Here is a 26,070-nt window from a genome sequence, read left to right as displayed (position 1 = left end):
GCCGTGCCGAGCCTCCGCTTCCCCGCCGGCACCCGCGACGCCCCGGCGCCGCCGCTCCGCGCCGCATCGACGTTCCGGGCCCTCGGCACGGCCTGCCGGGTCGTGGTCGAGAGCCCGTCGTCCGGCCCGGATCCGGGCGCGGCCGTCGCTGCCGTGCGCGACCTCGTCGCCGAGGCCCAGCGCCGCCTGACGCGCTTCGCTCCCGACAGCGACCTCATGCTGCTGAACCGCGCGCGCGAGGAGACCGTCGTCGTGCACCCTCTCGTCCTCGACGCGTTGGGCGCCGCACAGGCCGCCACCGCGCGGACGGAAGGTCTGCTCGACCCGACCGTCCTGCCCGCCCTCGTCGCGGAGGGGTACGCCGAGAGCCGCCGCGACGCCCGCCCCGCCGGGCTGCTCGCCGCGCTGCGGGACGCGCCGACGCGCCGACCGGCGGCACCGGCGCACGACGGCCGTTGGCGGTCCGTGCGCCTCGGACGCCGGGAGCGCACCGTCACCCGGCCCGTCGGCGTGCAGCTCGACGTCGGCGCGACCGCGAAGGGCTGGCTCGCGGACCGCGCCGCGGCGCTCCTGCACCCGTTCGCCCGCTGGGCCGTCGACCTCGGCGGCGACCTGCGCGTCGGCGGGCCCGGCGCGCGGACGCGGCCGTTCGCCGTCGACGTCGCCGGACCGCTCGGCGGCCCGGTCGGTCGGGTCCTCCTCTCGGGCGGGGCGATCGCGACGTCCGGGATCGACCGCCGGATCTGGCGCCGACCCGACGGCCGACCGGCCCACCACCTCATCGACCCGTCGTCCGGGCGCTCGGCCTGGACCGGCCTGCTGACGGTGACGGCGCTCGCGCCGACGGCGGAGGAGGCCGAGATCCTCGCCGGCGCCACCCTGCTGCGCGGCCCCGCAGCGGTCGATGCCCTGGCGCCGCGCGGCGGTCTCGCCGTCGACGAGCACGGGGTGGTCCTGCGCCACGCCACCGACCGCGCCGGCGCGTGGCGGTGGTCCGCGTGAGCCCCGTGGTGGCCGCCGTCGCCCAGCGCGACCCGACCGCGTACGCCGCCTGGCTCACGGCGCGAGCCGCGGGCGTCGCCGCGCTCGTCGCGCTGACCCTCACCGTCTGGCTCGGCCTTGCCTCGGCCGGGGGGCTGCTGCGACGCCGTCCGCACCTGCGCCAGCAGGTCGGGGTCGTGCACGAGATGCTCGCCGTCGCGGCGATCGGCGCGCTCGCCGTCCACGTCCTCGCGCTGCTGTTCGACGGCTGGCTGCGGCCGAGCGTCGTCGAGGTGCTCGTGCCCTTCGCCGTCGACCACGCGCCCGTCTGGACCGGGTTCGGCCAGATCGCGGGGTACGGCGTGCTGCTGCTCGGGCCGAGCTTCTACCTGCGCAAGCGGATCGGAGCGACGCGGTGGCGCAGCATCCACCGGTGCACGACGGTGGCGTTCCTGCTCGCGGTCGGCCACGCGATCGGGTCGGGCACCGACGGACGCAGCGCCTGGCTCCTGCTGCCGGTGCTGGGCGGCACCGCGGTCGCGGTGGTCCTCGCCGCGGTCCGCGCCCGCCGGGCGACGCAGCCGCCGTCCGCGCGCCCGGCGCCCCGCCGGCCGGGACCGACGCGACGCGACGCGTCCGTAGGCGAGCGGGCCGTCGCCGCGCGCCCCCGCCGCGACCCGCTCTGGCTCGAGGGCCGCCCGCCGGCCCGCGGTTCGCGTCAGGCGGAGAGCTGCTCGAGCCGGTCGTAGAGCTCGGCGACCTTCGCCTGCGCGTCGCCGAGCCGCCGCTCGTTCTTCGCCGAGGCCTCGGGGGTCGCCCAGGCGTCGGGGGCGGCGAGCTCCTCCTCGAGCGCCGAGAGCGCCTGCTCGGCCCGCTCGATCCGCTCCTCGGCCTTCTCGATCTCGCGCCGGCGGTTCTTCGACAGCGGCTTGGCCGGTGCGGTCGTCGGGGCGGAGGCCTTCCCACCGCCGGCCGCCGGGCGCTCCTCGCGCGTGCTGCCGCCCGATGCCGTCCCCCGGGACGGCGCCGCCGTGCCCGCGGCCTTCGCGGCCTCCTTCGCGGCGCGCTCGAGCGCCTGGCGCTCCTCGCGGACCTCGACGTACTCCTGCCAGCCGCCGAGGTAGTTGTGCAGCTCGCCGTCCTCGACCGCCACGGTCCGCGTCCCGATCGCCTCGAGCAGGGCGCGGTCGTGGCTGATCATGATCATCGAGCCCTCGTAGGACTCCAGGGCCGCCTCGAGCGCCTCGCGCGACTCGATGTCGAGGTGGTTCGTCGGCTCGTCGAGGATCAGGACGTTCGCCCCCGAGGCGACGAGGACCGCCAGCCCGAGGCGCTTGTGCTCGCCGCCGGAGAGCCCGTCGAGCTCCTTCTCGGCGTCCTCGCCCGAGAAGAGGAACTTGCCCAGCAGCGAGCGCGCCTCGTTCGGCTTCAGCCCCGTCGCCTTTATGCACGCCTCGATCACCGTGCGTGCCCCGGGGAAGTGCAGCTCCTCGCCGTGCTGGGAGAGGTAGCCGATCTGGACGTTGTGCCCCGTCCGGATCGTGCCGTCGGCGAGCGGCCGGCGGCCCGCGAGGGTCTCGATGAGCGTCGTCTTGCCGACGCCGTTGGGACCGACGAGGTTCACGTGCTCGCCGCGCTCGAGCCAGAGCTCGGCGGCCTCCAGCAGGACGCGCGCGTCGGGGGCGGAGACCATCGTCCGAGCACCGGTGTTCGGGTCGGCGACCTCGCGCGGCGGCGGCACCTCGATCCGGCCCTGCTCGAGCTCGAAGATGATCTTCCCGGCGCGCTCGGGCTTCTTGAACTGGAAGCCCATCGTGCGGTCGTCGGTCGGATCGCGGCTGATCCGCTCGATCTTGCTGAGCTGCTTGACCCGCGACTGCGCCTGGCGGGCCTTCGTCGCCTTCGCGGAGAAGCGGCGGACGAAGTCCTCCATCCGCGCGATCTGGGCCTCCTGCTTGGCGATCGCCTTGCCGAGCGCGATCTCGCGGGCCGCCTGCTCCTTGCGCCACTGGTGCCAGGTGCCCTTGAAGAACCGGCCGCGTCCGGCCTCGATCTCGAGCACCGACGTGCCGACGGCCTCGAGGAACCAGCGGTCGTGGGCGACGAGGACGATCGCCGAGTCGTACGTGACGAGCGTCTTCTCGAGCCACTCGAGCGACTCGAGGTCGAGGTGGTTCGTCGGCTCGTCGAGCAGCAGCAGGTCGGGCTTCGCCGCCAGCGCGCGGGCCAGCGAGGCACGCGTGAGCTGCCCGCCGGAGAACGTCTCGAGGTTGCGGTCGAGGTCCGCGTCGGTGAAGCCGAGGCCGCGGACGATGTCCAGCGCCTCGTCGCGCCAGCGGTAGCCGCCGAGCGCCTCGAGCTCCGTCTGGGCCTTCGAGTAGGCGTCGAAGACGTCCATGTCCCCGTCGGCCATCCGCTGCTCGAGCTCCCGCAGGGTCAGCTCGAGCTCGACGAGGTCCTGGCGGCCGGAGGTGACGTACTCCTGGAGCGTGATCCCCTGCTCCCGCGGCGGGCGCTGGTCGTGGAGGATCACCCGCGCGTTCTTCTCGAACGAGAGCCCGCCGCCGTCGGGGTTCGTCTGCCCCGCGAGGATCCGCAGCAGCGTCGTCTTGCCCGCGCCGTTGCGGCCGGAGAGCGTCATCCGGTCGCGGCGCTCGAGCTTGAACGACAGCCCCTGCCACAGCGGGTTGCCGTTGATGTCCTTCTGCAGGTCGGAGGCGATGAGGACGGCCATGGGTCGACGTCCGATGGTACGGGCCGCTTGCTCGCTCCGGCGCCTCCCACGACACTGGTGGCGTGAACCGCGACTGGCACGCCGCCCACCCGATGCCGCCCCGCGCGACCTGGGAGCAGCGCGTCGCGTGGCACCGCGAGCACGCCGCCGCATGCGGTTGCCGCCGGCCGCCGCCGGACGTCGTCGCCGAGCTCGACCGGGAGGCGGCGTCCGTCGCCGACCCCCCGGCGCCTGCGGGCCAGCACGGATGAGCCCTGGGACGCGCCCGGTCAGGATCCTCCGATGGCCCGCACGTACCGCCTCTCCCCCGCCCGTCGGGCGCTCAACGCGCTGGTCCGCACGGGGCTGCGGGTCGGCGTCGGCCCGCCCCGCACCTGGCTGCTGACCGTCGTCGGGCGGCGCACCGGCAAGCGGTACACGACCCCGGTGACGCTCGTGGAGCGCGACGGGCAGCAGTACCTCGTGGCGCCCTACGGCGAGGTCGCGTGGGTCCGCAACGCCCGCGCCGCCGGCGAGGTCGAGCTCGCCCGGGGCCGGCGACGGGAGACGCTCGGGCTCGAACCGCTGCCCGCCGGCGAGTCCGGCGCGATCCTGCGCGCCTACGCGCAGGAGGTCGCCGTCACGCGCCCGTTCTTCGATGCGCGGCCAACCGATCCGCCCGAGGCGTTCGCCGCCGAGGCGGACCGGCACCCGGCCTTCCGCCTGCGGTCGCTGGCGATGTGAGGGGCACGGCGGATCCCGCGCGAGAGCACGTCGCGAGCGGTCAGGTGGTGCACCAACATCCGGGGACGCTCGCGCCAGCGTTCTCCCTGCTCCCCGCCTGGTTCTCCCGTTCGAAGCGCGGTTCAAGCCGGCTCAATCGCGTCGACGATCGGGACCTCTCGCCACGGCGTGCGAAACTCCTGCAAATCACAGGCGCGATTCGCGAGCCGTGCCTCTGGTCGCAAAGCGGCCTCTTCGTAGAAGCCGGACCGTTCGCCCTCCGCGAGGGCTCCGTAACGAGCCGCCGTATGGAACCGTACCCCCAGGCGCTGTCGCGGATCGACGCCGATGCGGCCGACCTCCGCTCGACGATCGCCGATGGCCTGGTCGTCCCGGCGCGAGCCCGAGCGCTCTACGCCGAGGCGCTCGAGCGACTCTTCCGGTATCCCGCGACCGACCCGGACGGGCTGCGCCACCGGATCGACGAGGTGCTGGAGCCGAACCGGCGGGCACGACGTGTCACCAGGCGTCGAGGAGGTCCTCGGCGGTGAACCGTTCGTCGATGCCCAACTGCTCGCCGAATCCCGAAGCGGAGACGGCCACCAGCGACGCACGCGTAGCCCCAGGGACGAGCTGGCGCGCCGCGACGAGCGCCCGAGCGTCCTCGCGGTCGAACGGCCTGGCAGTGCGCCACTTCACCGACCCGACGAACGTGATCGCCGACGGTCGGTCGCCGGCGTCTGCACCCACGAGGTCGACCTCGTCCCGGTGGTCGCGGCGCCACCAACCCCCGACCGCGGCGGTCCCCTCCAGGATCGACCGGCTGCCTGCTGTCGCGAGCCGCTCGACCGCCTCGCGGACGAGCGGCTCGATCGCCCGACCAGCGTAGGACGACCAGTCGCCCTCGATCCGGTCGACCACCGTCCGGCCCAGTCCACGCGTGATCTCCGCGAGGTGCGGCCGTACGAATCGCAGCCAGAAGCGCAGGTACGGGTCGGCCACGACGTACTTCGCGCTCTTCCCCGGGGGCGGAACCGCCAGCGGCGATCGTCGCTCGACGAGACCCTTGCGGTCGACGAGCAGCTCGAGCGCCTTCATGACGCCGCTCTGCGAGACGCCGCTGCGTTGCACGATCCGGGTGAATGCCGTCTCGCCCGCGCCGATCGTCTCGATCACGCGCCGGGCCGCCGGGGACGACGCGAGCTCGCCGTCCAGCAACCACACCGCTTGGACGACGAACGGCGTCTGGTCGTCTTGCAGCGCGTCGCGGAGGAAGTCTCGACGTGTCCGGGCACCGCGCCAGGCAGCGGCGAGCGCCGGAAGACCGCCGACGACGAGGTAGCGCTCCAAGGCGTCGCGGGCGTCACCGGCACCGACGAGCGCGGCGACCGTTCGCGGGTCGAGCGGCGCGACCCGGAGCAGGCGCGTCGGACGCCCGTGCAGCGGCGCGTGGGCTCGCACGAGCTCCTCCATCATCCGGACGTCCGAGCCGATGGCGACGAGGAGCACCGGGAGGCTCTCGAGCGCCCGGTCCCAGGCCCGCTGCAGATCGGCCGCGAACCCGTCGTCGGCCGCCGCGAGATACGGCAACTCGTCGAGCACGACCACGACCGGTGCCTCGGCCGTGGCGCCCCGCGTCGCGGCGATCAGCGCCGCATCCCAGCGAGCGAAGCTCGTGCCCTCTACCAGCGCGGCGTCGGGCAAGGTCGAGGCGGAGACGGCGTCGACGAAGTCAGCCAGCGCCGCCTCGCGGCCACGCTCGGGCGCTTGGAAGAAGCAGTACGGGACGCCCGCGCGACTGCACAGCTCCTGCACGAGCCGCGACTTGCCGACCCGCCGTCGACCGTGAACCCAGATGAACCGTCCCAGGCCGTCCTCGCGGATCGCGTCGAGCTCGGCGGTCAGGGTCGCAAGCTCTTCGGTGCGCCCAAGAAACGTCGACATAGGTCAACTATGCCCGAAAAATCATTTCTTCCAAAATGTTTTGTCTAAAGGGGAGGTCGGATCAGATCTCGCGCGATGAAGACCACGAAACCAGGGTCTTCACCGAACGAGTTGGCAGGTCGACGCTGATCCGCGATCGTCGCGTCGGAACGAACGCGGCCTCCGTAGAAGCAGTGACCTCGACGCCGACGAGCGAGCACGCCCTCGTCTGGCGGACCGCACTCCCGCAAGGAGCTCGCCGCGGGGGCTCCCTTCAGGGAAGGGGCCCCCGCGGCGCCGGTTCCTCAGAGCCGCTCGCGCCAGCCGACCGCCGCCTCGGCGACCTGGCGCAGGGCCCCCCGCAGCTGGTGCGGGTTGGCCGAGCGCCGGGCCGACGTGAGCGCCGCGAGCGCCTCCGCCAGGACGACCGGGCCTGCGGGGCTCTCCGCCCGCAACTGGTCCAGCTCGTCCCGGGTCAGGCGGCGGGGCTCGCCCCGGACGGCGGCGACCGTCTCGCGCAGCTCGCGTTCCGCGGCGGCGGCCCGCTCCTCGGCGGCGGCCGCATCCCGACGCGCCTGCGCGGCCTCGGCCAGCGCGTCGCGCACCGCGATCGCGGCCGCGGCGGAGGCCTGGGCCTCCCCCGCGCTCGCCGGCGACCGGGCGACGGCCGCCGACCGCGAGACCCGCTCGGCGTCGGCGCGCGCAGCGCGCAGCAGCTCGTCGAGCGCGCCGGCCTCGGCCGTCGCCTCGTCGAGCTGCGCCCGCAGCTCGCGCCGCTCGCGACGCAGGTCGCCGACGGAGGACTCCGCCCGTGCCAGCCGCGTGCGCAGGGCCTCGCTCGCCGTCCGGGACTCGGCCGCCTCGGCCCGCGCGGCCTCCATCCGGGCCTCGGCCCGGCGGAGGTCCCGCGCGGCCCGCTCCAGCGCGCCGTCCTGGGCGACCCGCTCGCGTGCCTCGCGCGCCCCGGCCCGCCGGCGTGCGTCGTCGCGCTCCTCGGCCAGCCGCACCGCGCGGTCGTGCGCGCGGTCCAGCCGGTCCTGGAGCGTCGAGGACTGCCGCTCGGCGTCCCGGGCCGCGGCGAGCGCGGCGTCGAGCAGCACGCGGACCTCCGGCGGCATCTGCAACCGGTCGACCTGCGCGGGCTCGACGTCGCTGCGACGCCGCGGCCCCGGCTTGGCGGGCTCGAACCCCGCGGCCCGGATCGCCTCGGCCAGCGAGCCGCCGAACGGCCGCTTCGCGGCGTTCAGCGACGGCCACGGCGTGCCGTCGGCCCGGCCGTCGCGGTAGCGCTCCACGCGCCACGTCTGGCCGGACCACTTGGCCGAGGACGGGTTCCAGTCGGCCGCACGGGGCGGCTCGTCGTATGTGGCGACCCACTCCTGGATCGCGTTGATGATCGAGTCGCGGTTCCACGCAACCCGGGTGCGCCCCGTCGTCTGAGACGGAACCGTCCGGACCGTGACCCCCGCGACCGTCGCGGGAGCCATTCGATGGTCCTTCCGCTTAGACGGTGTGCGTGAACGTGATGGGGTGCCGGTGCTCGGGTCGCGGTCGCGCGTCGAGCTGCATGCCCCCGGCCAGGGCGAACGCGATGGCGGCGGCGCCCGTCGGGGCGTCGCTGCAGCGCGTGTGGCTCTGCCAGGTCGAGAACATGACCCGAAGGACCCTAGTGATCGCGCGCCGGCTCCGCAAACCCCGTGGGGGTTCCCGCCCGAAGGGTTCGAACCCTCCGCGGGTCGGGCGGGCTCGAACCGACCTGGCGCGAATCGAACCCTCGGCCGGCGCGCTCCCGGCGTTCCGCGAGGGCCGGCCACCGGCGATGCTCGGGGCATGAACGAGATCCCGATCACCGTCCGCGGGGACGTCGACGACCGGGCCGTCGCGCAGCTGGAGCGCTGCGCTCGGGCCGGTGACGCGGTCGCCGGCGTGCTGTGCGCCGACGGCCACGTCGGCTACTCGCAGCCGATCGGCGGCGCGATCGCCTACCCCGACCACGTGTCGCCGTCCGGCGTCGGCTACGACATCGGCTGCGGCAACAAGGCCGTGCGGACCGACGTCCGGACGGACGACCTGCTGCCGCTCCTGCCGAAGGTCATGGACGAGGTCTTCGCCCGGATCTCGTTCGGTGTCGGCCGCAAGAACGACGAGCCGGTCGACCACCCGGTGCTCGACGCGATCGCCGACGCCGCGTTCCGGCCCCAGCGGGCGCTCCTGCCGTCCGCGCGCAAGCAGCTCGGCACGGTCGGCGCGGGCAACCACTACGTCGACCTCTTCGCGGGCGACGACGGGTTCGCCTGGGTCGGCGTCCACTTCGGCTCGCGGGGGTTCGGTCACCGCACGGCGTCGGGGTTCCTCTCGATGGCGGCGGGCGGGTCCTTCACGGACCGTGCGCCGGACGGCGAGATGGACGCGCCGCCGACGCTCCTGCCCGACGACTCCGAGATCGGTCAGGCGTACGTCGCGGCGATGGAGCTCGCAGGCGCCTACGCGTACGCGGGGCGCGACGTCATCGTCGACAAGGTCCTCGAGATCCTCGGGGCGCGGGCGACGCACGAGGTCCACAACCATCACAACTACGCGTGGCGCGAGCGCCACCACGGCGTCGACGCCTGGGTCGTCCGCAAGGGCTGCACCCCGGCGTTCCCGGGCCAGGAGGGGTTCGTCGGCGCGACGATGGGCGAGCCGTCGGTGATCCTCCGCGGCCGGGAGGGCGTCGGGACCGACGCGCTGCTGGCGTCGACGGTCCACGGGGCGGGCCGAGTGATGTCCCGCACGCAGGCGGCGGGCCGGCTCGCCAACCGGATGGAGTGCTCGGCGCGGGACTGCCCGTTCTGGGTCTCCATGGGCGCGTTCCGCGACGCGCGCGAGCGCGCGGGCCTGACGCAGAACGACCGCTTCACCTGCTGCCCGGACCACCCCGACGGGCGGATGGTGAAGCGCCGGGGCCGCGTCCGGACGGGGGCGATCGACTTCGCCGCCGTCCAGGCCGAGCTCGCGGGCGGCGGGATCGAGCTGCGGGGCGGCGCCGCCGACGAGGCCCCGGCGGCGTACAAGCGGCTGGACCACGTCCTGGCGGCGCACGCCGACACGATCGAGGTCCTGCACCGGCTGACGCCGATCGGCGTGGCGATGGCCCCCGCCGACACCGTCGATCCGTTCAAGGACTGATCGGGCGGACGGGCGAGGAGCGGCCCGTCCGCACGGCCGCCGGGACGGCTGCGGCAACCGCCGTGTCCGCCCCCGACCCGGCGGGGACGTGCGCCATCACCCTGGAGGCGACGGCCCGGTGTGGCAGCCTTCCGCCGCATGGAGCACGCCTTCCGCGCGGCCGAGGGACGCACGCCCTTCTCGATCGGCATCGAGGAGGAGCTCATGATCGTCGACCCCGACGGCTACGGGCTGGTCAACGCCATCGAGCGCCTCCTCGGCGAGGCGCCCGTCGGCGAGGTCAAGCCCGAGCTCATGGAGTCGGTGCTGGAGATCGCCACCGAGCCCTGCGCGACCACGACGGACGCGGCCGCCCAGCTGCGGACCCTGCGCAGCCACGTCGCGAGCGTCGCGGGCGAGCACGGCCTGACGATCGGCTCGGCGGGGACCCACCCGTTCGCGCTCTGGGAGGACCAGCGGATCGCCGCCCGCGACCGCTACCGCGACCTCGTCCGCGAGCTGCGCTTCGTCGCCCGCCAGGAGCTCCTGTTCGGCCTCCACGTGCACGTCGGCATCGACGACCCGGACGTCGCGATCCACGTCGTCGACGGGATGCGGGTCCACCTGCCGATCCTCCTGGCGCTCAGCGCGAACTCGCCGTTCTGGCGGGGTGACCGCACCGGCCTCATGTCGAGCCGGACCCCGGTCTTCCGGGCGTTCCCGCGGATCGGCGTGCCCCAGGCCTACGGCAGCTGGGACCGGTACGAGCAGGACGTCGAGTTCCTCATGCGGTCCGGCGTGATGAGCGACCCGACCTACGTCTGGCACGACGTCCGGCCGCAGCCGAAGCTCGGCACGGTCGAGGTCCGCGTCTGCGACGGGCAGACGCGCGTCGAGCACACCGTGGCGCTCGCGGCGCTGATCCAGGCGATGGTCCACGAGCTGGCGGCGCACTACGAGGCGGATGCGCAGCTCGGCGACTACCCGTGGCAGATCCTCGACGAGAACAAGTACCTCGCGGCGATCCACGGCATGGAGGGCGAGCTCGTCGACCTGCCCTCGTCCGATCGCGTGGCGACGAAGGAGCTCGCCCAGCGGCTGCTGGACCGGCTGCGCGAGCACGCCCAGGAGCTCGGCTCCGAGGACGCCCTGGAGGGCATCTCGGACATCCTGGCCCGCGGCACCGGCGCCGACCGCCAGATCCTCGTGCACGACACGAACCACGACCTGCGCGAGGTCATGCAGGAGATCGTCGCCACGACCGTCGGCCGCTGAGCGGGGCCCGCCTCGGCGTCCGCGCGACGGTTCCCGGTGGCGCCCCGCCGCTCGATGCGCGACGATCGGCGGCGATGAGCACGACCGGCGGCCCCCAGCAGGCGCCCTCCAAGCGCGACGATCGCCAGACCGGCCTCCTGATCGTCGGCGCGATGTCCGCGTTGATGTGGCTCGTCGAGATCATCGACCAGGCCACGGGCGACGACCTCGACCGGTTCGGGATCCGGCCGCGCGCCGTCGACGGACTGGACGGGATCCTCTTCAGCCCGTTCCTGCACGGCAGCTTCGGGCACCTCATCGGCAACACGTTCCCGTTCCTCATCATGGGCGGCGTGATCGCGCTGTCCGGCGCGGCCCGGGTCGTGCTCGTGACGGTGATCGTCGGCCTCGTGGCCGGCGTCGGCACGTGGCTCACCGCCCCGGACAACTCGATCACCGTCGGCGCCAGCGGGATCGTGCTGGGGTACGCGACCTACCTGCTCGCGCGCGGCATCTTCAGCCGGCGCCTGCTGCAGATCGTGGTCGGCGTCGTCGTCGGCGTCGTCTGGGGCGGATCCCTGCTGCTGAGCCTCGTGCCCCGCGACGGCGTCTCGTGGCAGGCGCACCTCTTCGGGGCGATCGGCGGCGTCCTCGCCGCCTACCTGCTCGACACGCGGCCGTCCCGGACGGGCGCGACGAGCGCGCGCTGAGCGCGGGTCCGTCGATCCCGGGGTCGGCGATCCCGGATCCCTCGACGGACTCCCGAGGCGTCCCCGCGGACGCCGGTCAGGCGCGCGGGGCGTGGTGCACGGCCTCGAGGCTCGTGCCGTCCGGATCGCGCACGAAAGCCCCGTAGTACCCGGGGTGGTAGACGGGTCGCAGGCCGGGCGCCCCGTCGTCCGTCGCGCCGGCGGCGGTCGTCGCCGCGTGGAAGCGGTCCACCGTCGCCCGATCCGCCGCGGTCAGCGCGAAGTGCAGGCCGCGCGTCGGCGTGCCGCGGACGGCGTGGACCGATCCGCTGCCCGGGCCGCGCCACAGCCGCAGCCGGCCGGGCCGGTCGTCCAGCGCGGCGCCGACCGCCGCCGCGGCGGCCGCCCAGGGCACGCGCGTCCTCGCGAGGTCGGCCACCCGGACCCAGACGTGATCGACGACGCCGGCCCGCGGCGGGCGGACCGCCTCGTGGTGGACCGCCTCGAGGCTGTTGCCGTCGGCGTCGCGCAGGAACGCGCCGTAGTAGCCGGGGACGTAGTCGCGCTCCCCCGGGGGGCCGTCGTCCTGCAGCCCCGCCGCGCGACCCGCCTCCCACGCCGCGTCGACCGCCTCCCGCGAGGCGGCACCGAGGCCGACGTGCGCCCCGGTCGTGGCCGGGTGCGCGTCGTCGACCGGCGAGAGCGTCAGCTCCTCGATCCAGCGGAACGCGTCGTCGCCGGTGAACGGGGCGTGCCCCAGCGCGACCGCCACCGCCTCGTAGCCCGCCAGCGCGGCGTCGAGCTCGCTGACGCGCAGGCCGACGTGATCGATGGTGGCGCGCCCGGGCTCAGCCATCGTCGCGGGGGTCGGCGGTGATCGCCGCCTCGAGCGCGTCGGCGATCGGCCGATCGCCCGCGGTGAGGGTGAAGATCCGGCCGTCGGTGCGGTGGTCGTGGAGGATCGCGGCGGTCACCGCCGCGACGTCGTCGCGCGGGACCTCGCCTCGCGGCAGGTGCCGCGCCAGGGCGACGCGGCCGGTCCCGGGCTCGTCGGTCAGCCCGCCGGGGCGCACGATCGTCCAGCGCCGATCGCTCTCCATCAGACCGCGGTCGGCGTCGGCCTTGGCCCGCAGGTAGACGCTGAAGACGTCGTCGCCCTCGGGCGGCTCCTCCGTCCCCATCGCGCTGATCATCACGTACTCGGGCACCCGCGCCGCGATCGCGGCCTCGAGCAGCAGCAGCGCCCCGTCGCGATCCATCGTCGCCTTGCGCTCCACGCCGCTGCCCGGCCCGGCCCCGGCGGCGAACACGACCGCGTCGGCGCCCTCGATCGTCAGCGCGACCTCCTCGACCGTCGAGCGCTCGAGGTCGCAGACCGCCGGCTGGCCGCCGTCGGCGCGCACGTCGGCGGCGTGCGCCGGGTTGCGGATGAGGCCGCGGACGACGTCGCCGCGCTCGGCGAGCAGGCGGACGAGGCGACGCGCGATCTGGCCGTGGGCTCCGGCGACGGCGATGTCCATGCCGAGACGCTACCGCCCCGCGTCCGCCGTCCCGCGTCGCCCGCAGGCGGAGCGCGGGTACCGTGGCGGTCGTGCGACCCGTCGGCGAGCGCAGCGACGAGCGGTGGCGGCAGCTGCTCGTGGGCCATGCGGCCGCCGCCGTGCGCAAGCGCGCCCCCGCCGTCGAGCGGACGCCGTGGGGCTGGATGCTCCATGCGCCCGCGCTGTCGCGGGTCTGGGCCCTGAACCGCGCCCAGATCGTCCCGGGCGCCGGCGGGATGGCACCGGACGCCGTCGTCGCCGACGTGCTGGAGCACCACCGCCGCCGCGGTCTGTCGCACGTCGCCGTCGACGTGCGCGCCGACGGCGACGTGCCCGCCCTCGCGCCCGCCCTCGCGCGCGCCGGTCTCGTGGTGGCCGCGCTCGAGGTCCTCGTGGCCGATCCGGCGACGCTCGCCGACGAGGCCGCCGCGCCTCCGGGCGTCGCGGTCGCCGTCGAGGACCCCGAGGCGGCCCGCGGGCTCCGGCACGCCGGCAGCGCCGACCTGCCCGAGCCGGAGCGGACGGAGGTCGCTGCGCAGTGGTCGCCGGGAGGCGACCCGCAGACCCTGCACCTCCTCGCTCGCGACGGCGCGGGCACGCCGGTCGGGGCCGCGGTCCTGCACCTCGCGCGCCTGCACGTCGAGCTCGACGACGTCCTGACCCATCCCGACCACCGCCGCGCCGGGGTCGGCACCGCGATCGTCGGCGCGGCGGCCGCGATCGCCCGTGATCGCGGCGTCGGCGCCGTCGGGCTCCTCAGCGACCCCGGCTCGCCGGCCGCGCGCTGGTACCGCCGGCTCGGCTTCGTGCCCGTCGGACCCGCCGTCAGCGCGGTGCGCGCCGGGGACTGACCCGGTCCGGGCCGCGACCGCGCCTGACGCGCTCCGGAGCGCGTCAGGCGCGGTCGCGCCCCTGCGGCAGGCCCGACCCGTGGCGCTGCCAGTCCAGGAGGATCGCGTTCTCGCGCGCGGTGCGGCCGACGAGGTCCTCGCCGTCGCGGAACATCGCCTTCAGCCGTCGCAGGCCCTCGGGCGGACGGCGGGCGATCTCGCTCGCCAGCTCGACCGCGGCCCGCTCGGCCTCGGCCGCGGGGACGACGCGCTCGGCGAGGCCGATCCGCGCGGCCTCCTCGGCGCCGACGACGCGCCCGGTGTAGACGAGCTCCTTCGCGCGGGCGAGCCCGACGAGCGGGACGAGCCGCGCCGGCCCGACGGGCACGCCGAGCTTCGCGCCCGCCCACGCGAGCTTCAGGTTGTCCCCGGCGACCCGCAGGTCGCAGGCGGCGGCGAGCTCCGCGCCCGCACCGACGACGTTGCCGACGCAGACGGCGATCGTCGGGACGGGGACGTCGGTGAGCGCGGCGTAGAGCCCGGCGAACCGCTCCATCCGCGCGATGCCCCCGACCCGATCCAGCCGCTCGCCCACGTCGGCGCCGGCGCAGAGCGCGACGGGGTCGGTCGTGGACACGACGAGGGCCCGCAGGTCGCGATCGGCGACGAGCTCGCCGAAGGCGACCAGCAGCGCGTCGAGCGTCGCGGTGTCGAGGGCGTTGCGCACCTGCGGGCGATCGAGCCGCAGGAGCTCGATCCCGTCGTCGGTGCGGGTGCGGAGGAGACCGTTCATCGCCCGGCGGGTTCTATACGATGCCGCCCATGCGCCTGCGCCGACTGACGCTGCTCGTCAGCACCCTCGTCGCCACCCTGACCGTGTCCGTCGGCACCGCGATGGCCGGCATCGACAGCGGCCAGGGCACGATCGGCGAGAACAACGACCTCCAGGTGACCCTCTTCGGGTTCGCCGTCATCGTCGGCATTCCGGCCTTCGCCCTCGTCATGAGCCTCCTGCAGTGGCGGCTCGACAAGCGCAAGTACGCGAAGCTCGCGGCGAAGAAGGCGCGGCAGTCCACGCGCGACGAGCGCCTCGGCTGGTAGCACCCCCTGCCGGTCGCGCCCCGGCGACCACGACGTCCCGACGAGCCGCCCCGCGCGGCTCGTTCGCGTTCCCGGGGGAGGTCGTCCCGGCCCCGTCGTGACGCCCCCGTCACGTCGGCGCGCAGCGGTCGAGATCCGGCCTCCCGCCAGGTAGCCTCGACCCCTCGCGGGCGACGGTCACGAGACGAGGAGCGAGCGCATGGCCTACCTGGTCACCGGGGCGACGGGGTTCATCGGGCGGCATCTCGTCGCCGTCCTGCTGGAGCGGCGCGAGGGCGACGTGCACGTCGTCGTCCGCGACGCGTCGCTGCCGAAGCTCCAGCGGCTCGTCGCCGGCTGGCCGGCCGACGCCGCCGAGCGCGTGCGGCCGGTGGTGGGCGACCTCGAGTCGCCGTCGATGGGCGTCGACGCCGCCTGGCTCGAGGAGCACCGCGGGCGGATCGACCACGTCTTCCACCTCGCGGCGATCTACGACATGACCGCCGACGACGAGCGCAACGAGGCGCTCAACGTCGCCGGCACCCGCCACGCCGTCGAGCTCGCCAACGTGCTGGAGGCCGGCTGCTTCCACCACGTCTCGTCGGTCGCGGTGGCCGGCGACCACGGCGGCGTCTTCCGCGAGGACATGTTCGACGAGGGCCAGTCGCTGCCCTCGCCGTACCACCGCACGAAGTTCGAGGCTGAGCGGATCGCCCGCGGCGAGACGCTCGTCCCGTGGCGGATCTACCGGCCGTCGATCGTCGTCGGGCACTCCGAGACCGGCGAGATGGACAAGGTCGACGGGCCCTACTACGTCTTCGGGCTGCTCAAGCGGCTGCGCAAGCTGCCGGGCGCGCTGCCGCTGATGGCGCCCGACCTCGGCGCCACGAACCTCGTGCCCGTCGACTACGTCGCGGCCGCGATGGACCACATCGCCCACGCGGAGGGCCTCGACCAGCAGGCCTTCCACCTCTGCGCGCCGCGGCCCCAGCCGGTCGTCGACGCGATCAACGCGTTCGCGCGGGCGGCCCGCGCGCCGCGGCTCGTGCTGCGTCCCCCGGTCGTGCGCAAGGTCGACCTCCACGAGGGCCTCGTCGGGCGGCTCGTGCGCAGCGAGGTCCTCGGCCCGCTGCGACGCGCGGCGATCGCCCCGACCGGGATCCCGGACGAGGTCCTCCCCCACCTCTCCTTCCCCGCGGTCTACGACGCCCGGCGCGCGGAACAGGCCCTCGCCGGGAGCGGCATCGTCGTGCCGCGGCTGCGGGAGTACGCGGCGACGCTCTGGGACTTCTGGGAGCGCTACCTCGACCCGGACCTCCACGAGGACCGCGCGCTGCGCGACGCCGTCCACGGACGGACGGTCCTCATCACCGGCGCGTCGTCGGGGATCGGCGAGGCGACGGCGCTGAAGATCGCCCTCGCGGGCGGCACGCCGCTGCTCGTCGCGCGAACCGCGTCGAAGCTCGAGGCGCTCAAGCGGCAGATCGAGCTGCACGGCGGCACCGCCTACGTCTATCCCTGCGACCTGAACGACCTCGACGCGATCGACGAGCTGTGCCGCCAGGTCACGCGCGAGCACCGGATCGACGTCGTCGTGAACAACGCCGGGCGGTCGATCCGCCGGTCGCTGAAGCTCAGCCTCAACCGCTTCCACGACTTCGAGCGGACGATGCAGCTGAACTACTTCGGCGCGATCCGCCTCGTCATGGGCCTCATGCCGCACATGGTCGAGCACGGCGGCGGGCACGTCGTGAACATCAGCTCGATCGGCGCGCAGACGTGGCCCCCGCGCTTCAGCGCCTACGTCGCGTCGAAGGCGGCGCTCGACGCGTGGACGCGCGTCGTGGCGGCGGAGCTCGTCGGGGCGCGCGTGTCCTTCACGACGATCCACATGCCGCTCGTGCGCACGCCGATGATCGCGCCGACGAAGCTCTACGAGCGCGTGCCGACGATCACGCCGGTGGAGGCGGCCGACCTCGTCGGCCGCGCGATCATCGGGCACCCGAAGCGGGTCGACACGCTGCTGGGGACCGCGGGCGAGGTGCTCTACGCGGTCGCGCCGAAGATCAGCGACCGGATCCTGAACACGGGCTTCCGGATCTTCCCCGACTCGGCGGCGGCGCGCGGGGCGGAGAACCCCGACGAGCGGGCGGGCGTCGAGATGCGGCTGCTCGCCGCGCTCACGCGCGGGATGCACTGGTAGGGACGGAGAGCCCCTCCAGCAGCAGGCCGACCGCCTGCTCCAGCAGCTCGTCGCTGTCGCTCTGCTGCATGTGGTCGGCGCTGTCCCGGACGAGCGGGGCGTCGAGGAGGTCCTCGTCGTCGGCGCGACGGACCTCCTCCAGCGACGCCACCGCGTCGTCCCAGTCCGTGCGGGCCGCCATCGCGCCGCGCAGGAGCCAGATGATCGACGCGACGACCGTGCTGCGCTCGCGACGGGAGACCTCGGCGACGACCAGCGGCTCGGTCAGCGCCTCGAGCCAGCGCACGACGCCCGGCCGCGACAGCGTGCGCCCGCGGAGCCGGTCGGGCAGGCCCTCGAACTCGGCGAGCACCGCCGCCGTGCGCGTGACGACCGCCGTCAGCCGCGCGTCCCAGGCCTCGGGCAGGTCGTCCAGCGGGACGGTCCCGAGGACCGCGTCGACGACCTCGTCGTCGAGCCCGTCCTTGCCGGGGACATGGCGGTAGGCCGCCATCGTCGAGACCCCGAGCTCGTTGGCGAGACGCCGCATCGACAGGCCGTCGAAGCCGTCTCTGCGAGCGACCGCGACGGCCGCGTCGACGACCCGTTCACGACTCAGCCGCTCCCCGGAGCGGAGGCGATCAGCGTCGGCGCGGGGCGTCTCGTTGCTCACCCGTTCCACGCTACCTCACCGGGGTGATGCTCCGATCAGCAAACGGCGATCCGGTCGACGAACGGTCGACGTCCGCGGTTGAGCGGCCGTCCACCGGACCGATCTCACTCTTCGAGATCGGCTTCGCGCGCGCGGCGCGCGTGGAGCTCCATGAGCTCGCGCTGCAGCCCGCGCGGATGCTCCGGGTCGGCGGGCCGCACCCGCTCCCACCCGCCGTCGGAGCGCAGCTCCCACGAGCCGACCTCGTCGCAGAAGGCGCGGTCGAGGGCGTCGATGAGCTGCGCCTTGGCCGCCTCGTCGTGCACCGGGACGACGAGCTCGACCCGGTTGTCGAGGTTGCGCTCCATGATGTCGGCGGAGCCCATGTAGACGACGGACTCCTCGTCGCGCTCGAACGCGTAGATCCGCGAGTGCTCGAGGAAGCGGCCGAGGACCGACCGCACCCGGATGGTCTCCGACAGCCCGGGGATGCCCGCACGCAGGCAGCAGATGCCGCGGACGTTGATCTCGATCGGGACGCCGGCCTGCGAGGCGCGGTAGAGCGCCTGGATCGAGACGCGATCGACGATCGAGTTCATCTTCAGGCGGATCCGCGTCCGGCGACCCGCCCGGTGCGCGGCGACGGTGCGCTCGATCTCCTCGACGAGGCCGTCGCGCAGCCCGTTCGGCGCGACGAGGGCCCGGTCGAACCGGCCCGGCTTCGCGAAGCCCGTCAGCTGGTTGAACATCTCGGCGACGTCGCGCCCGATCGCCGGATCGGTCGTGAAGAGCCCGAAGTCCGTGTAGAGCCGCGCCGTCTTGGCGTGGTAGTTGCCCGTGCCGACGTGCACGTAGTGCCGCACCCGCTCGCCCTCGCGGCGGACGACGAGGATGCACTTCGCGTGCGTCTTCAGCGCCGGATGGCCGTACACGACGTGGACGCCGGTGTCCTCGAGCAGCTGCGCCCACCGGATGTTCGCCTGCTCGTCGAAGCGCGCCTTGAGCTCCACGAGCGCGACGGTCTGCTTGCCCTGCTCCGACGCGCGCACGAGCGACGGCAGCAGCGTGCTGTCCGCGCTCGTCCGGTACACGGTCATCTTGATCGCGAGCACGTCGCGGTCGGCGACCGCCTGCTCGACGAACCGCTCGACCGAGGTCTCGAAGCTGTCGTACGGATGGTGGACGAGGACGTCGCCGCGGCGCATCGCCCCGAAGACGTCGGCCTGCTCGTCGTCGCCCTCGCGCAGCCGCGGCGGGGTGACGGGACGCCACGGGTCGTCGAGCAGGTCGTTGTGCCCGGGCACCTTCACGAGCTGCCACAGGGCGGTGAGGTCCAGGAGCCCGTCGATGTCGTAGACCATCCGCTCCTCGACGCCGAGCTGCTCGACGATCTCGGTGCGCAGGGCCTCGCTCATGTCGGCGTCGATCTCGACCCGGACGATCTCGCCGAAGCGCCGGTTGCGCAGCTGCGCCTCGAGGGCCCGCTTGACGTCGTCGGCCTCATCGGAGATCTCGAAGTCCGCGTCGCGGGTGACGCGGAACATGCCGCGGTCGAGGATCTCCATGCCGGGGAACAGGCGGTCGAGGTGGGCCTCGACGATCGCCTCCAGCGGCACGAAGACCTGCTCGTCGTCGGTCGGGACGCGCTCGAGCCGGTCGACGACCTCGGTCGGGAGCTTCACGCGCGCGAACACCGTCTGCCGGGTGTCCGGGTCGCGCACGAGCACGCCGAGGTTCAGCGAGAGGTTCGAGATGTACGGGAACGGGCGACCGAGCCCGACCGCCAGCGGCGTGAGCACCGGGTAGATCCGGTGCTGGAAGCGGTCGGCGAGCTCGGCGCGCTGGGCGTCGGAGAGCTCCTCGTAGCGCGCGATCCGCACGCCCTCCTCGGCGAGCAGCGGCAGCAGGTCGTCGCGGACGATCCGCGAGTGCGCGCCGGTCAGGGGCTCCAGCTGTGCGCGCAGCAGGTCGAGGACCTCGTCCGCCGTGCGCCCGTCCGGTCCGCGTCGACGGACCTCGTTCCAGACCTTCGCGTGCAGCCCGGCCACGCGGATCATGAAGAACTCGTCGAGGTTCGACGCGAAGATGGCGGCGAACTTCACGCGCTCCAGCAACGGCTGGCGCTCGTCCCCGGCGAGCTCGAGGACCCGCTCGTCGAAGTCGACCCACGAGAGCTCGCGGTTGACGAAGAACGCCGGATCGCCCGGGTCCGGCGTCGGGACGTCGGCGACCGTGGCGCCGGGCACCGCGGCGCTCGCCGGCATGGTCGAGGAGGTCGCGTCGTCGTGCATCGGGGATCGCACCCTATGGTCGCGTGGCGCGCCCCCGGTTGTCATCCGGTGAAAGCCGTGTGATCGTCGCGGGCGGGCCGCTCGGCCAGCGCGAACTCCAGTCGCGCGCCGAATCCCTCGCGCTGGAGCTCCTGCCAGAGCAGGAGGAACCGGTCGTAGAGCAGGTCCCGGCGCGCCTCGAGGTACGTCGCGAGCGTCACGAGCCCGCGGTGCTCGGCGGCGTGGGGCAGCCCGACCGCCAGGCGCGGGTCGAGGTCGCTCGCCTCGGCCGCCCGCTCGCGCAGCGCCGCGACGTCGGCCGCCCGGCGCTCCGCGATCGCCTCGCGCAGGCGCGGCAGCGCGACGTCGCAGTCGTGGATCTCGCCGATGAGGTCCTGCAGGTGCTTCGCGCGCTTCGCCGCGGTCCGCGCGTAGGGCCCGAAGCACGACTCGGCGGTGACCTCCAGGACGTAGCGCAGGCGCTTGGCCGCGATCCGCATGTCGTGCAGCGCCTCGACCTCGTCCGGGTCGAGCGCCGCGGGGACGAACGACTGCAGCTCGGCGAGCCGGACCCGCACGATCCGCTCGGCGTTGTCGGCGAGCGTCCCCTCGGGCTCGATGCCCTCGACGCGCTGGGCCTTCACGCCGCCTGCTCCTCGTCCGCGGACGCCGCCGGCTCCTCGTCCGCGGCGGAGGGAGCGAGCGCCTCGGCCGCGTCGGCGAGGGCCGCCAGCCGCGTCTCGAGGTCGCGCTGCTCGAGCCGCCGCAGGCCGGCCGCGAGCCGCTCGTTGCCCGCGACCTGCTCCGCGCGGATCCCGTCGAGGTAGGCCTCGAGCCCCGCCCGATCCTCGTCGGCCATGAGCGAGGCGAACCGCTCGAGTCCCTCGATCTGGACGTCGGGATCGCGCCGGGCGCCGAGGGCGTCGGCGATCCGCTTCACCTCGCGCAGGACGGCGCGGTGCTCCTTGGCCGGGAAGCACGGGGCGTAGATCTCCAGGACGGCGCGCAGGCGCCGGCTCGCGACGCGCATCGCGTGGACCCGCTCGATGTCCTCGACGTCGAGGACCCCGTCGGCGTGGGCGAAGAGCTCCGCGGCGCGCACGCGCACCGTCGCGGCGGCCGCCTGCGCGTACGGCAGGTCGGCGGTGAGCCCCGGGATCGGCTTGGCCTTGGCCATCGCCCCCACCCTAGTCCCGTGCCGACGGCGGATGCGACCGTCCGGTGAAGCCGCGCCGGCGCTACTCCCAGCGGAAGGTCAGCGCGGCGCCGGTGAGGGTCACCACCGCCCAGGCGCCGAGGACGAGGACGTCGGTCACCGGCGCCACCTCGCCCGTCTCGAGCACCATCCGCAGCCCGTTGGACAGCGCCCCCGTGGGCAGGAGCTCCATGAGGTCGGCCGCGCCGCCCAGCTCGTGCAGCGGGAACGCGATCCCGCCGAACACGAGCAGCAGGAACCAGACGATGTTCGCGAGCGCGAGCGTCGTCATCGCCCGCAGCAGGCCGGCCATGAGGAAGGCCATGCCGCAGAAGGCCGCGGTGCCGACGCCGATGAGCACGGCCACCGAGAGGGGGTTGCCGTGCGGCTCCCAGCCCAGCGCGATGCCGGCGAGGCAGAGGACGGCGACCTGCAGCAGCTCGATGACCAGCACGGCGCAGGTCTTCGCGCCGAGGAGGATCGTCCGCGGCAGCGCCGTCGCGCCGAGCCGCTTGAGGACCCCGTACTGGCGGTCGAAGCCGGTCGCGATCGCCTGGCCCGTGAACGCCGCCGACATCACCGCGAGCGCGAGCACGCCGGGGACGAAGAAGTCCGCCCGCTCCCCGCTCACCTCGATGAACGGGATCTTCGTGCAGACGACGAGCAGCCCGAGCGGGACGATGAGGTTCAGCAGGACCTGCTCGCCGTTGCGCAGGATGAGCGTGAGCTCCATCCGCGTCTGGGCGAGGAGCATCGCGAGCGTGCCGGCGCGCCCGGGTCGCGGCGCGAACGCCCCCGGCACGTGCCCGGCGGGCTCGACGGGCGCCGATCCGGTCGGCGCGGTGACGCTCATGCGCGCAGCTCCCGTCCCGTGAGCTCGAGGAAGACGTCCTCGAGCGTGCGCTGCTTCACCTGCAGGCCCTCGACGAGGACGTCGCGCGCGGCGCACCAGCTCGTGATCGCGGCGACGAGCCCGGGATCGACGTCCCCCGCCACGACGTAGACGCCCGGCGCGGGCTCCACGACGTGGACGCCCGGCGGCAGCGCCGCCTCGAGGTCGGCCGTCGGCAGTCCCGGGGGCGCGGTGAAGCGGACCTCGCGCTCGGCCCCGCCGCGGATGAGCTCGTGCGGGGTCCCGGCGGCGATGACGCGACCGTGGTCGATGATCACGATCTCGTCGGCGAGCCGCTCAGCCTCGTCCATGAAGTGCGTGGTGAGCACGACGCTCACGCCGTCCTCGCGCAGCGCGCGGACGATCCGCCAGGTCTCGTGCCGCGCCTGCGGGTCCAGCCCCGCGGTCGGCTCGTCGAGGAAGACGAGCTCCGGCCGCCCGACGAGCGCCATCGCGAGCGACAGGCGCTGCTGCTGGCCGCCGGAGAGCCGGCGGAACGGGACGTTCGCGACGTCCGTCAGGCCGAGGCGCTCGAGCAGCGCGTCGGGGTCCAGCGGGTCCGCCGCGTAGGCGGCGACGAGCCGGAGCATCTCGCGGCACCGCGCCGCTTGGTAGACGCCACCGGACTGGAGCATCACGCCGATCCGCGGACGCAGCCGCTCGCTCTCGGCGATCGGATCCAGCCCGAGGACGCGGATCCGCCCGCCGTCGGGTCGCCGGAAGCCGACGCAGGACTCGACGGTCGTCGTCTTGCCCGCCCCGTTCGGCCCGAGGAGCGCGAGCACGCGAGCGCGGTCCAGCCGCAGCGACACGCCGTCGACGGCCGTGCGGTCGCCGTAGCGCTTCGCCAGCCCCTCGACCTCCAGCGCCGGCGTCGCGGGCGGGGTGACGCCCCGCGCAGGGGCCGTCACGTCGTCGCGGACGGCGGGGACGATCGAGGCCGGGGCCGCCGCGGACGGTGCGGCGACGGCGTGGGCGGCGCGAGGGCGGTGAGGGCGCGGGCGCAACCCGACCATGATGGCGGATCGTCCCGCTCGCGCGACGCCCCCTCCCCCGACGGGGCCGGCCGTCAGTCCACGGCCACGAACGGCGCGGGAGGCTCGCCGACGACGGTGATCGCGCCGGCGAACTCCGCGCGCAGCGCCGAGCGCTCCCACTCCTCGCGCAGCAGCCCGAAGACGTTGACGTCGAGGAACGCCTCGCCGTGGCGGTGGTACCCGCGCAGCACGCCCTCGAGCCGCAGCCCGACGCCCTGCAGCGCCCGGGTCGAGCGCTCGTTGACCGGGTTGGAGTAGCTGCCGAAGCGCTGCATGCCGAGCGTCTCGAACGCGAGGTGCTGGAGCAGCGCCTTGCTCTCGCGGTTGGCCCCCGTCCCCCAGAAGTCGCGTCCGAACCACGTGCCGCAGACGCAGCGCCGGTCGCGCGGGTGGAACTCGTACAGGCCGGTGATCCCGGCGGGGCCGTGCCGGCGGTGGACGGCGAGCAGGTCGAGCTTCACCCCGTCGCGGCGCTCCTGCTCGAGCCCCGCGATGAAGCGTCGCGGCTGCTCGACGTCCGTGTAGGGCCCCCAGGAGAACCAGCGCGTGACCTCGGGGTCCGACGCGAGCCCCAGCAGCGCCTCGGCGTCCTCCGCGGTCGGGTAGCGCAGCGTGAGCGTCGGACCGCGGACCTCGAGCGACATGCGCCGCGCAGCCTACCCCCGCGTGGGTGCCGGTCAGCCCGCGGTGGGCGGCTCGGCCGCGGCGCCGCAGCGACCGGTGAGCTCGGCGAAGCTCGGCGCCGGCGGCTCCAGCTGCGTGGCGCCCTCGGGCCGCAAGCCGTCGAGCACGACGCCGAGGTACCGCCGCCAGAGGTCGTCGGAGAGCGCCGGCTTGCCGGCGCACTTCTCGCCGGTGGCGCCGACCGCCGTGAGGAGGAACGGCAGGTCCTCGGCCCGGACGTCGGCGCGCAGCACGCCGGCCTCCTGCGCCCGCGCGACCAGCGCCTCGGTCCGCGCGTGACGGCGGGCGTGGATCTCCTGCAGCCGCGGCTCCCGGAAGAGCTCGGGGCCCAGGGCGTCGTAGAAGGCCTTGTTGCGCGCCTGGATCTCGGCGGAGCCGCTGAACATGACGACGAACGCCTCCCACGGGTCCGCGAGCTCCTCGGCGTCGTCGAACGCCCCGACGATCTCCTCGAGGCTGTCCTCGAGCGCCGCGAGCAGGAGGTCCCGCTTCGTCGGGAAGTTCCGGAAGATCGTGCCCGCGCCGACCCCGGCCCGGCGCGCGATCTCCGCGACGCTGCCGTCCGTCCCCTGCTCGGCGAAGACCTCGCGCGCGGCGACGAGCACGCGCTCGCGGTTGCGGCGCGCGTCGGCCCGCAGAGGCTTCAGCGCCTCGGCGGTCACCGCGACGGTCGGCGTCGAGGTGCTCATGGATCGATGCTAGACGAGCCGGCCCGCCGGCGGTGCACCCGTCCGCCCCGCGCCCCTCGGACTCCGAGGGGCACGGATCGGCGGACGGGCGGACCGCTCGGTCAGGCGGCCTCCGCGGAGGGCGCGCCCGCGCGGGGGCGGTCGCCTGCCGGCGCGTGGTCGAGCGCCGGGGCGTCCTCCTCGCGCAGGACGGTGATGGCGGCGACGATCGCGGCGACGACCACGGCCGCGGCGATGATGTACGCCACGTGGAAGCCCGCGTTCAGCGCCTCGAGCGGGGCGGCGCCGTCGGCGACGCGCGCCGCGGTCCGGTCGGCCGCGAACGTCGCCAGGACCGACAGCGCGATCGCGCCGCCGACCTGCATCGACGTGTTCACGACGCCCGACGCGATGCCCGAGTCCTGCGGCTCCACGCCCGACATCGCCAGGCCCATGATCTGCGGGAAGCTCACGCCGGCGCCGAGGCCGAGCAGGACCATCGACGGCAGGACGTGCGCCACGTAGGTGCCGTCGACCGGGCTGCGCAGGAAGAGCAGCACGCCGGCGGCGATCGTCGCCAGGCCGCCGATGAGCACCTTGCGCGGGCTGAGGCGCTCGGCCAGCGGCTGGGCGAGCTTCGTCGACGCGAAGCCGATCAGCGCGGTGAGCGGCAGGAACGCCAGGCCGATCTCGATCGGGCTGTAGCCGAGCACCTCGCCCGCGTAGCGCGCCCCGAAGAAGAACACGCTGAACATGCCCGACAGGACGCCGAGGAGGACGATGTTCGCCCCGGTCACGTTGCGCGAGCGGAAGAGCCGCAGCGGCATGAGCGGGTGCGGGATCCGCGCCTGGCGCACGACGAAGGACGACAGCGACGCGATGGCGACCGCGATCAGCGCCAGGGTCTGCGTCGCGCCCCAGCCGTGCTCCTCGGCCCCGATGATCCCGTAGGCGAGGACCATCAGGCCGCCGGTCAGCAGCACGGCGCCGGGCACGTCGACCCGGTGCTCGCGCAGGCCGAGGCCGTCGGGGTTCGGGACCAGGCGCAGGGCCAGGACGACCGTCGCGATGCCGATCGGCAGGTTGACGAAGAAGATCCAGTGCCAGCTGAGGATGTCGGTCAGCACGCCGCCGAGCAGCAGGCCGATCGAGCCGCCGGCCGACGCGACGAACGAGTACACGCCGATCGCGCGGCCCTGGACCCGGGGCTCGCGGAACATCGTGATGATCATGCCGAGGATCACCGACGAGCCCAGCGCGCCGCCGACGCCCTGCAGGAAGCGGGCGCCGATGAGCATCTCCTGGCTCTCGGCGAGGCCGCACAGGAGCGAGGCGACGGTGAACAGCGCCATGCCGCCGACGAACATCCGCCGCTGGCCGAGCAGGTCGCCGAGCCGGCCCGACAGCATGAGCAGGCCGCCGAACGGGATCAGGTAGGCGTTGAGGACCCAGGTCAGGTTGCCGTCGGAGAAGTCGAGGCTCTCCTTCAGCACGGGGAGGGCGGTGTTCACGATCGTCCCGTCGAGGACGATCATGAGCATGCCGAGGCACAGGACGTACAGCGCGATCCAATCGCGCCGGGGTGGCGAGACGTCGGGACTCATCTGGT

Annotated in this window: 27 protein-coding genes; 10 read left to right on the top strand and 17 right to left on the bottom strand. The window is 74.5% G+C overall.

Annotated elements, in window-relative coordinates; all coding sequences use genetic code 11:
- Window positions 1-3 precede the first annotated feature (3 nt).
- Both SK069_RS17740 and SK069_RS17735 read left to right on the top strand, forming a co-directional pair.
- The gene (locus SK069_RS17740; protein ID WP_319955594.1) at window positions 4-1,002 is read left to right on the top strand and encodes an FAD:protein FMN transferase; all 999 of its coding nucleotides are present in this window, start codon (window positions 4-6) and stop codon (window positions 1,000-1,002) included.
- Entirely contained in the window at window positions 999-1,730 is a 732-nt protein-coding gene (locus SK069_RS17735) for a ferric reductase-like transmembrane domain-containing protein (protein WP_319955593.1), read from the top strand. Before SK069_RS17740 ends, SK069_RS17735 begins: the two co-directional genes overlap by 4 nt.
- On the opposite strand, the gene abc-f is transcribed toward SK069_RS17735, so the two are convergent.
- Entirely contained in the window at window positions 1,700-3,715 is a 2,016-nt protein-coding gene (gene abc-f / locus SK069_RS17730; RefSeq protein ID WP_319955592.1) for a ribosomal protection-like ABC-F family protein, read from the bottom strand. The two genes, SK069_RS17735 and abc-f, sit on opposite strands and share 31 nt — an antisense overlap.
- Window positions 3,716-3,777: 62 nt before the next feature.
- Here abc-f and SK069_RS17725 point away from each other — a divergent pair, with 62 nt between their 5' ends.
- Complete coding sequence (locus SK069_RS17725) at window positions 3,778-3,966, top strand: hypothetical protein (protein WP_319955591.1); 189 nt, start codon at window positions 3,778-3,780, stop codon at window positions 3,964-3,966.
- Window positions 3,967-3,997: 31 nt separating this feature from the next.
- Window positions 3,998-4,438, top strand: a complete 441-nt coding sequence (locus tag SK069_RS17720) for a nitroreductase family deazaflavin-dependent oxidoreductase (RefSeq protein ID WP_319955590.1) — start codon at window positions 3,998-4,000, stop codon at window positions 4,436-4,438.
- Between the two features lie 122 nt (window positions 4,439-4,560).
- Here the strand turns inward: SK069_RS17720 and SK069_RS17715 are convergent, their stop codons facing one another.
- From SK069_RS17715 to SK069_RS17700, 4 genes are all read right to left on the bottom strand, one after another.
- Complete coding sequence (locus tag SK069_RS17715; protein ID WP_319955589.1) at window positions 4,561-4,893, bottom strand: hypothetical protein; 333 nt, start codon at window positions 4,891-4,893, stop codon at window positions 4,561-4,563.
- 43 nt (window positions 4,894-4,936) lie between these two features.
- The gene (locus tag SK069_RS17710; protein WP_319955588.1) at window positions 4,937-6,361 is read right to left on the bottom strand and encodes an ATP-binding protein; all 1,425 of its coding nucleotides are present in this window, start codon (window positions 6,359-6,361) and stop codon (window positions 4,937-4,939) included.
- 284 nt (window positions 6,362-6,645) lie between these two features.
- Window positions 6,646-7,827: a hypothetical protein gene (locus SK069_RS17705; RefSeq protein WP_319955587.1), complete on the bottom strand. Its 1,182-nt coding sequence runs from the start codon at window positions 7,825-7,827 to the stop codon at window positions 6,646-6,648.
- Window positions 7,828-7,843: 16 nt separating this feature from the next.
- Window positions 7,844-7,993, bottom strand: a complete 150-nt coding sequence (locus SK069_RS17700) for a hypothetical protein (protein ID WP_319955586.1) — start codon at window positions 7,991-7,993, stop codon at window positions 7,844-7,846.
- 177 nt (window positions 7,994-8,170) lie between these two features.
- On the opposite strand from SK069_RS17700, the gene SK069_RS17695 reads away from it, so the two are divergent.
- The 3 genes from SK069_RS17695 (at window position 8,171) to SK069_RS17685 (ending at window position 11,451) form a co-directional block, all read left to right on the top strand.
- The gene (locus SK069_RS17695; RefSeq protein WP_319955585.1) at window positions 8,171-9,508 is read left to right on the top strand and encodes an RtcB family protein; all 1,338 of its coding nucleotides are present in this window, start codon (window positions 8,171-8,173) and stop codon (window positions 9,506-9,508) included.
- Between the two features lie 138 nt (window positions 9,509-9,646).
- The gene (locus SK069_RS17690; protein WP_319955584.1) at window positions 9,647-10,762 is read left to right on the top strand and encodes a carboxylate-amine ligase; all 1,116 of its coding nucleotides are present in this window, start codon (window positions 9,647-9,649) and stop codon (window positions 10,760-10,762) included.
- Between the two features lie 74 nt (window positions 10,763-10,836).
- On the top strand, window positions 10,837-11,451 hold the full coding sequence (locus SK069_RS17685) for a rhomboid family intramembrane serine protease (protein ID WP_319955583.1): 615 nt from the start codon (window positions 10,837-10,839) through the stop codon (window positions 11,449-11,451).
- A gap of 76 nt (window positions 11,452-11,527) precedes the next feature.
- On the opposite strand, the gene SK069_RS17680 is transcribed toward SK069_RS17685, so the two are convergent.
- Both SK069_RS17680 and SK069_RS17675 read right to left on the bottom strand, forming a co-directional pair.
- Window positions 11,528-12,286, bottom strand: coding sequence for a VOC family protein (locus tag SK069_RS17680; protein WP_319955582.1), 759 nt, complete (start codon window positions 12,284-12,286; stop codon window positions 11,528-11,530).
- Window positions 12,279-12,950, bottom strand: coding sequence for an SDR family oxidoreductase (locus SK069_RS17675; protein ID WP_319955581.1), 672 nt, complete (start codon window positions 12,948-12,950; stop codon window positions 12,279-12,281). Before SK069_RS17675 ends, SK069_RS17680 begins: the two co-directional genes overlap by 8 nt.
- A gap of 71 nt (window positions 12,951-13,021) precedes the next feature.
- Here SK069_RS17675 and SK069_RS17670 point away from each other — a divergent pair, with 71 nt between their 5' ends.
- Complete coding sequence (locus SK069_RS17670; protein ID WP_319955580.1) at window positions 13,022-13,822, top strand: GNAT family N-acetyltransferase; 801 nt, start codon at window positions 13,022-13,024, stop codon at window positions 13,820-13,822.
- A 43-nt stretch (window positions 13,823-13,865) separates the two neighbouring features.
- On the opposite strand, the gene SK069_RS17665 is transcribed toward SK069_RS17670, so the two are convergent.
- Window positions 13,866-14,594, bottom strand: a complete 729-nt coding sequence (locus SK069_RS17665; protein ID WP_319955579.1) for an enoyl-CoA hydratase/isomerase family protein — start codon at window positions 14,592-14,594, stop codon at window positions 13,866-13,868.
- Window positions 14,595-14,623: 29 nt separating this feature from the next.
- Here SK069_RS17665 and SK069_RS17660 point away from each other — a divergent pair, with 29 nt between their 5' ends.
- Together SK069_RS17660 and SK069_RS17655 are read left to right on the top strand one after the other, a co-directional pair.
- On the top strand, window positions 14,624-14,902 hold the full coding sequence (locus SK069_RS17660; RefSeq protein WP_319955578.1) for a hypothetical protein: 279 nt from the start codon (window positions 14,624-14,626) through the stop codon (window positions 14,900-14,902).
- A gap of 199 nt (window positions 14,903-15,101) precedes the next feature.
- Window positions 15,102-17,084 (top strand): SDR family oxidoreductase, encoded by a 1,983-nt coding sequence (locus SK069_RS17655; protein ID WP_319955577.1) that lies wholly within the window; start codon window positions 15,102-15,104, stop codon window positions 17,082-17,084.
- On the opposite strand, the gene SK069_RS17650 is transcribed toward SK069_RS17655, so the two are convergent.
- From SK069_RS17650 to SK069_RS17610, 9 genes are all read right to left on the bottom strand, one after another.
- Complete coding sequence (locus SK069_RS17650; RefSeq protein WP_319955576.1) at window positions 17,062-17,736, bottom strand: TetR/AcrR family transcriptional regulator; 675 nt, start codon at window positions 17,734-17,736, stop codon at window positions 17,062-17,064. The two genes, SK069_RS17655 and SK069_RS17650, sit on opposite strands and share 23 nt — an antisense overlap.
- A gap of 104 nt (window positions 17,737-17,840) precedes the next feature.
- Window positions 17,841-20,006 (bottom strand): polyphosphate kinase 1, encoded by a 2,166-nt coding sequence (ppk1, locus tag SK069_RS17645; protein ID WP_319955575.1) that lies wholly within the window; start codon window positions 20,004-20,006, stop codon window positions 17,841-17,843.
- 41 nt (window positions 20,007-20,047) lie between these two features.
- The gene (locus tag SK069_RS17640; protein ID WP_319955574.1) at window positions 20,048-20,629 is read right to left on the bottom strand and encodes a CHAD domain-containing protein; all 582 of its coding nucleotides are present in this window, start codon (window positions 20,627-20,629) and stop codon (window positions 20,048-20,050) included.
- The gene (locus SK069_RS17635) at window positions 20,626-21,162 is read right to left on the bottom strand and encodes a CHAD domain-containing protein (protein WP_319955573.1); all 537 of its coding nucleotides are present in this window, start codon (window positions 21,160-21,162) and stop codon (window positions 20,626-20,628) included. The genes SK069_RS17640 and SK069_RS17635 overlap by 4 nt, the downstream gene beginning before the upstream one ends.
- A 61-nt stretch (window positions 21,163-21,223) precedes the next feature.
- The gene (locus tag SK069_RS17630) at window positions 21,224-22,033 is read right to left on the bottom strand and encodes an ABC transporter permease (RefSeq protein ID WP_319955572.1); all 810 of its coding nucleotides are present in this window, start codon (window positions 22,031-22,033) and stop codon (window positions 21,224-21,226) included.
- Window positions 22,030-23,088 (bottom strand): ABC transporter ATP-binding protein, encoded by a 1,059-nt coding sequence (locus tag SK069_RS17625; RefSeq protein ID WP_319955571.1) that lies wholly within the window; start codon window positions 23,086-23,088, stop codon window positions 22,030-22,032. Before SK069_RS17625 ends, SK069_RS17630 begins: the two co-directional genes overlap by 4 nt.
- A gap of 53 nt (window positions 23,089-23,141) precedes the next feature.
- Window positions 23,142-23,753 carry a GNAT family N-acetyltransferase gene (locus SK069_RS17620; RefSeq protein WP_319955570.1) on the bottom strand — a complete coding sequence of 204 codons (612 nt, stop codon included), beginning with the start codon at window positions 23,751-23,753 and terminating at the stop codon, window positions 23,142-23,144.
- A gap of 33 nt (window positions 23,754-23,786) precedes the next feature.
- Entirely contained in the window at window positions 23,787-24,482 is a 696-nt protein-coding gene (locus tag SK069_RS17615) for a TetR/AcrR family transcriptional regulator (RefSeq protein ID WP_319955569.1), read from the bottom strand.
- A gap of 101 nt (window positions 24,483-24,583) precedes the next feature.
- Window positions 24,584-26,065: a DHA2 family efflux MFS transporter permease subunit gene (locus SK069_RS17610; protein WP_319955568.1), complete on the bottom strand. Its 1,482-nt coding sequence runs from the start codon at window positions 26,063-26,065 to the stop codon at window positions 24,584-24,586.
- Between the last annotated feature and the right edge of the window lie 5 nt (window positions 26,066-26,070).

The organism is Patulibacter brassicae, from assembly GCF_033949425.1.
Taxonomy (GTDB): Bacteria; Actinomycetota; Thermoleophilia; order Solirubrobacterales; family Solirubrobacteraceae; genus Patulibacter; species Patulibacter brassicae.
The sequence above is the reverse complement of the archived record's forward strand: the minus strand, read 5'-3'. Positions and strand labels throughout refer to the sequence as shown.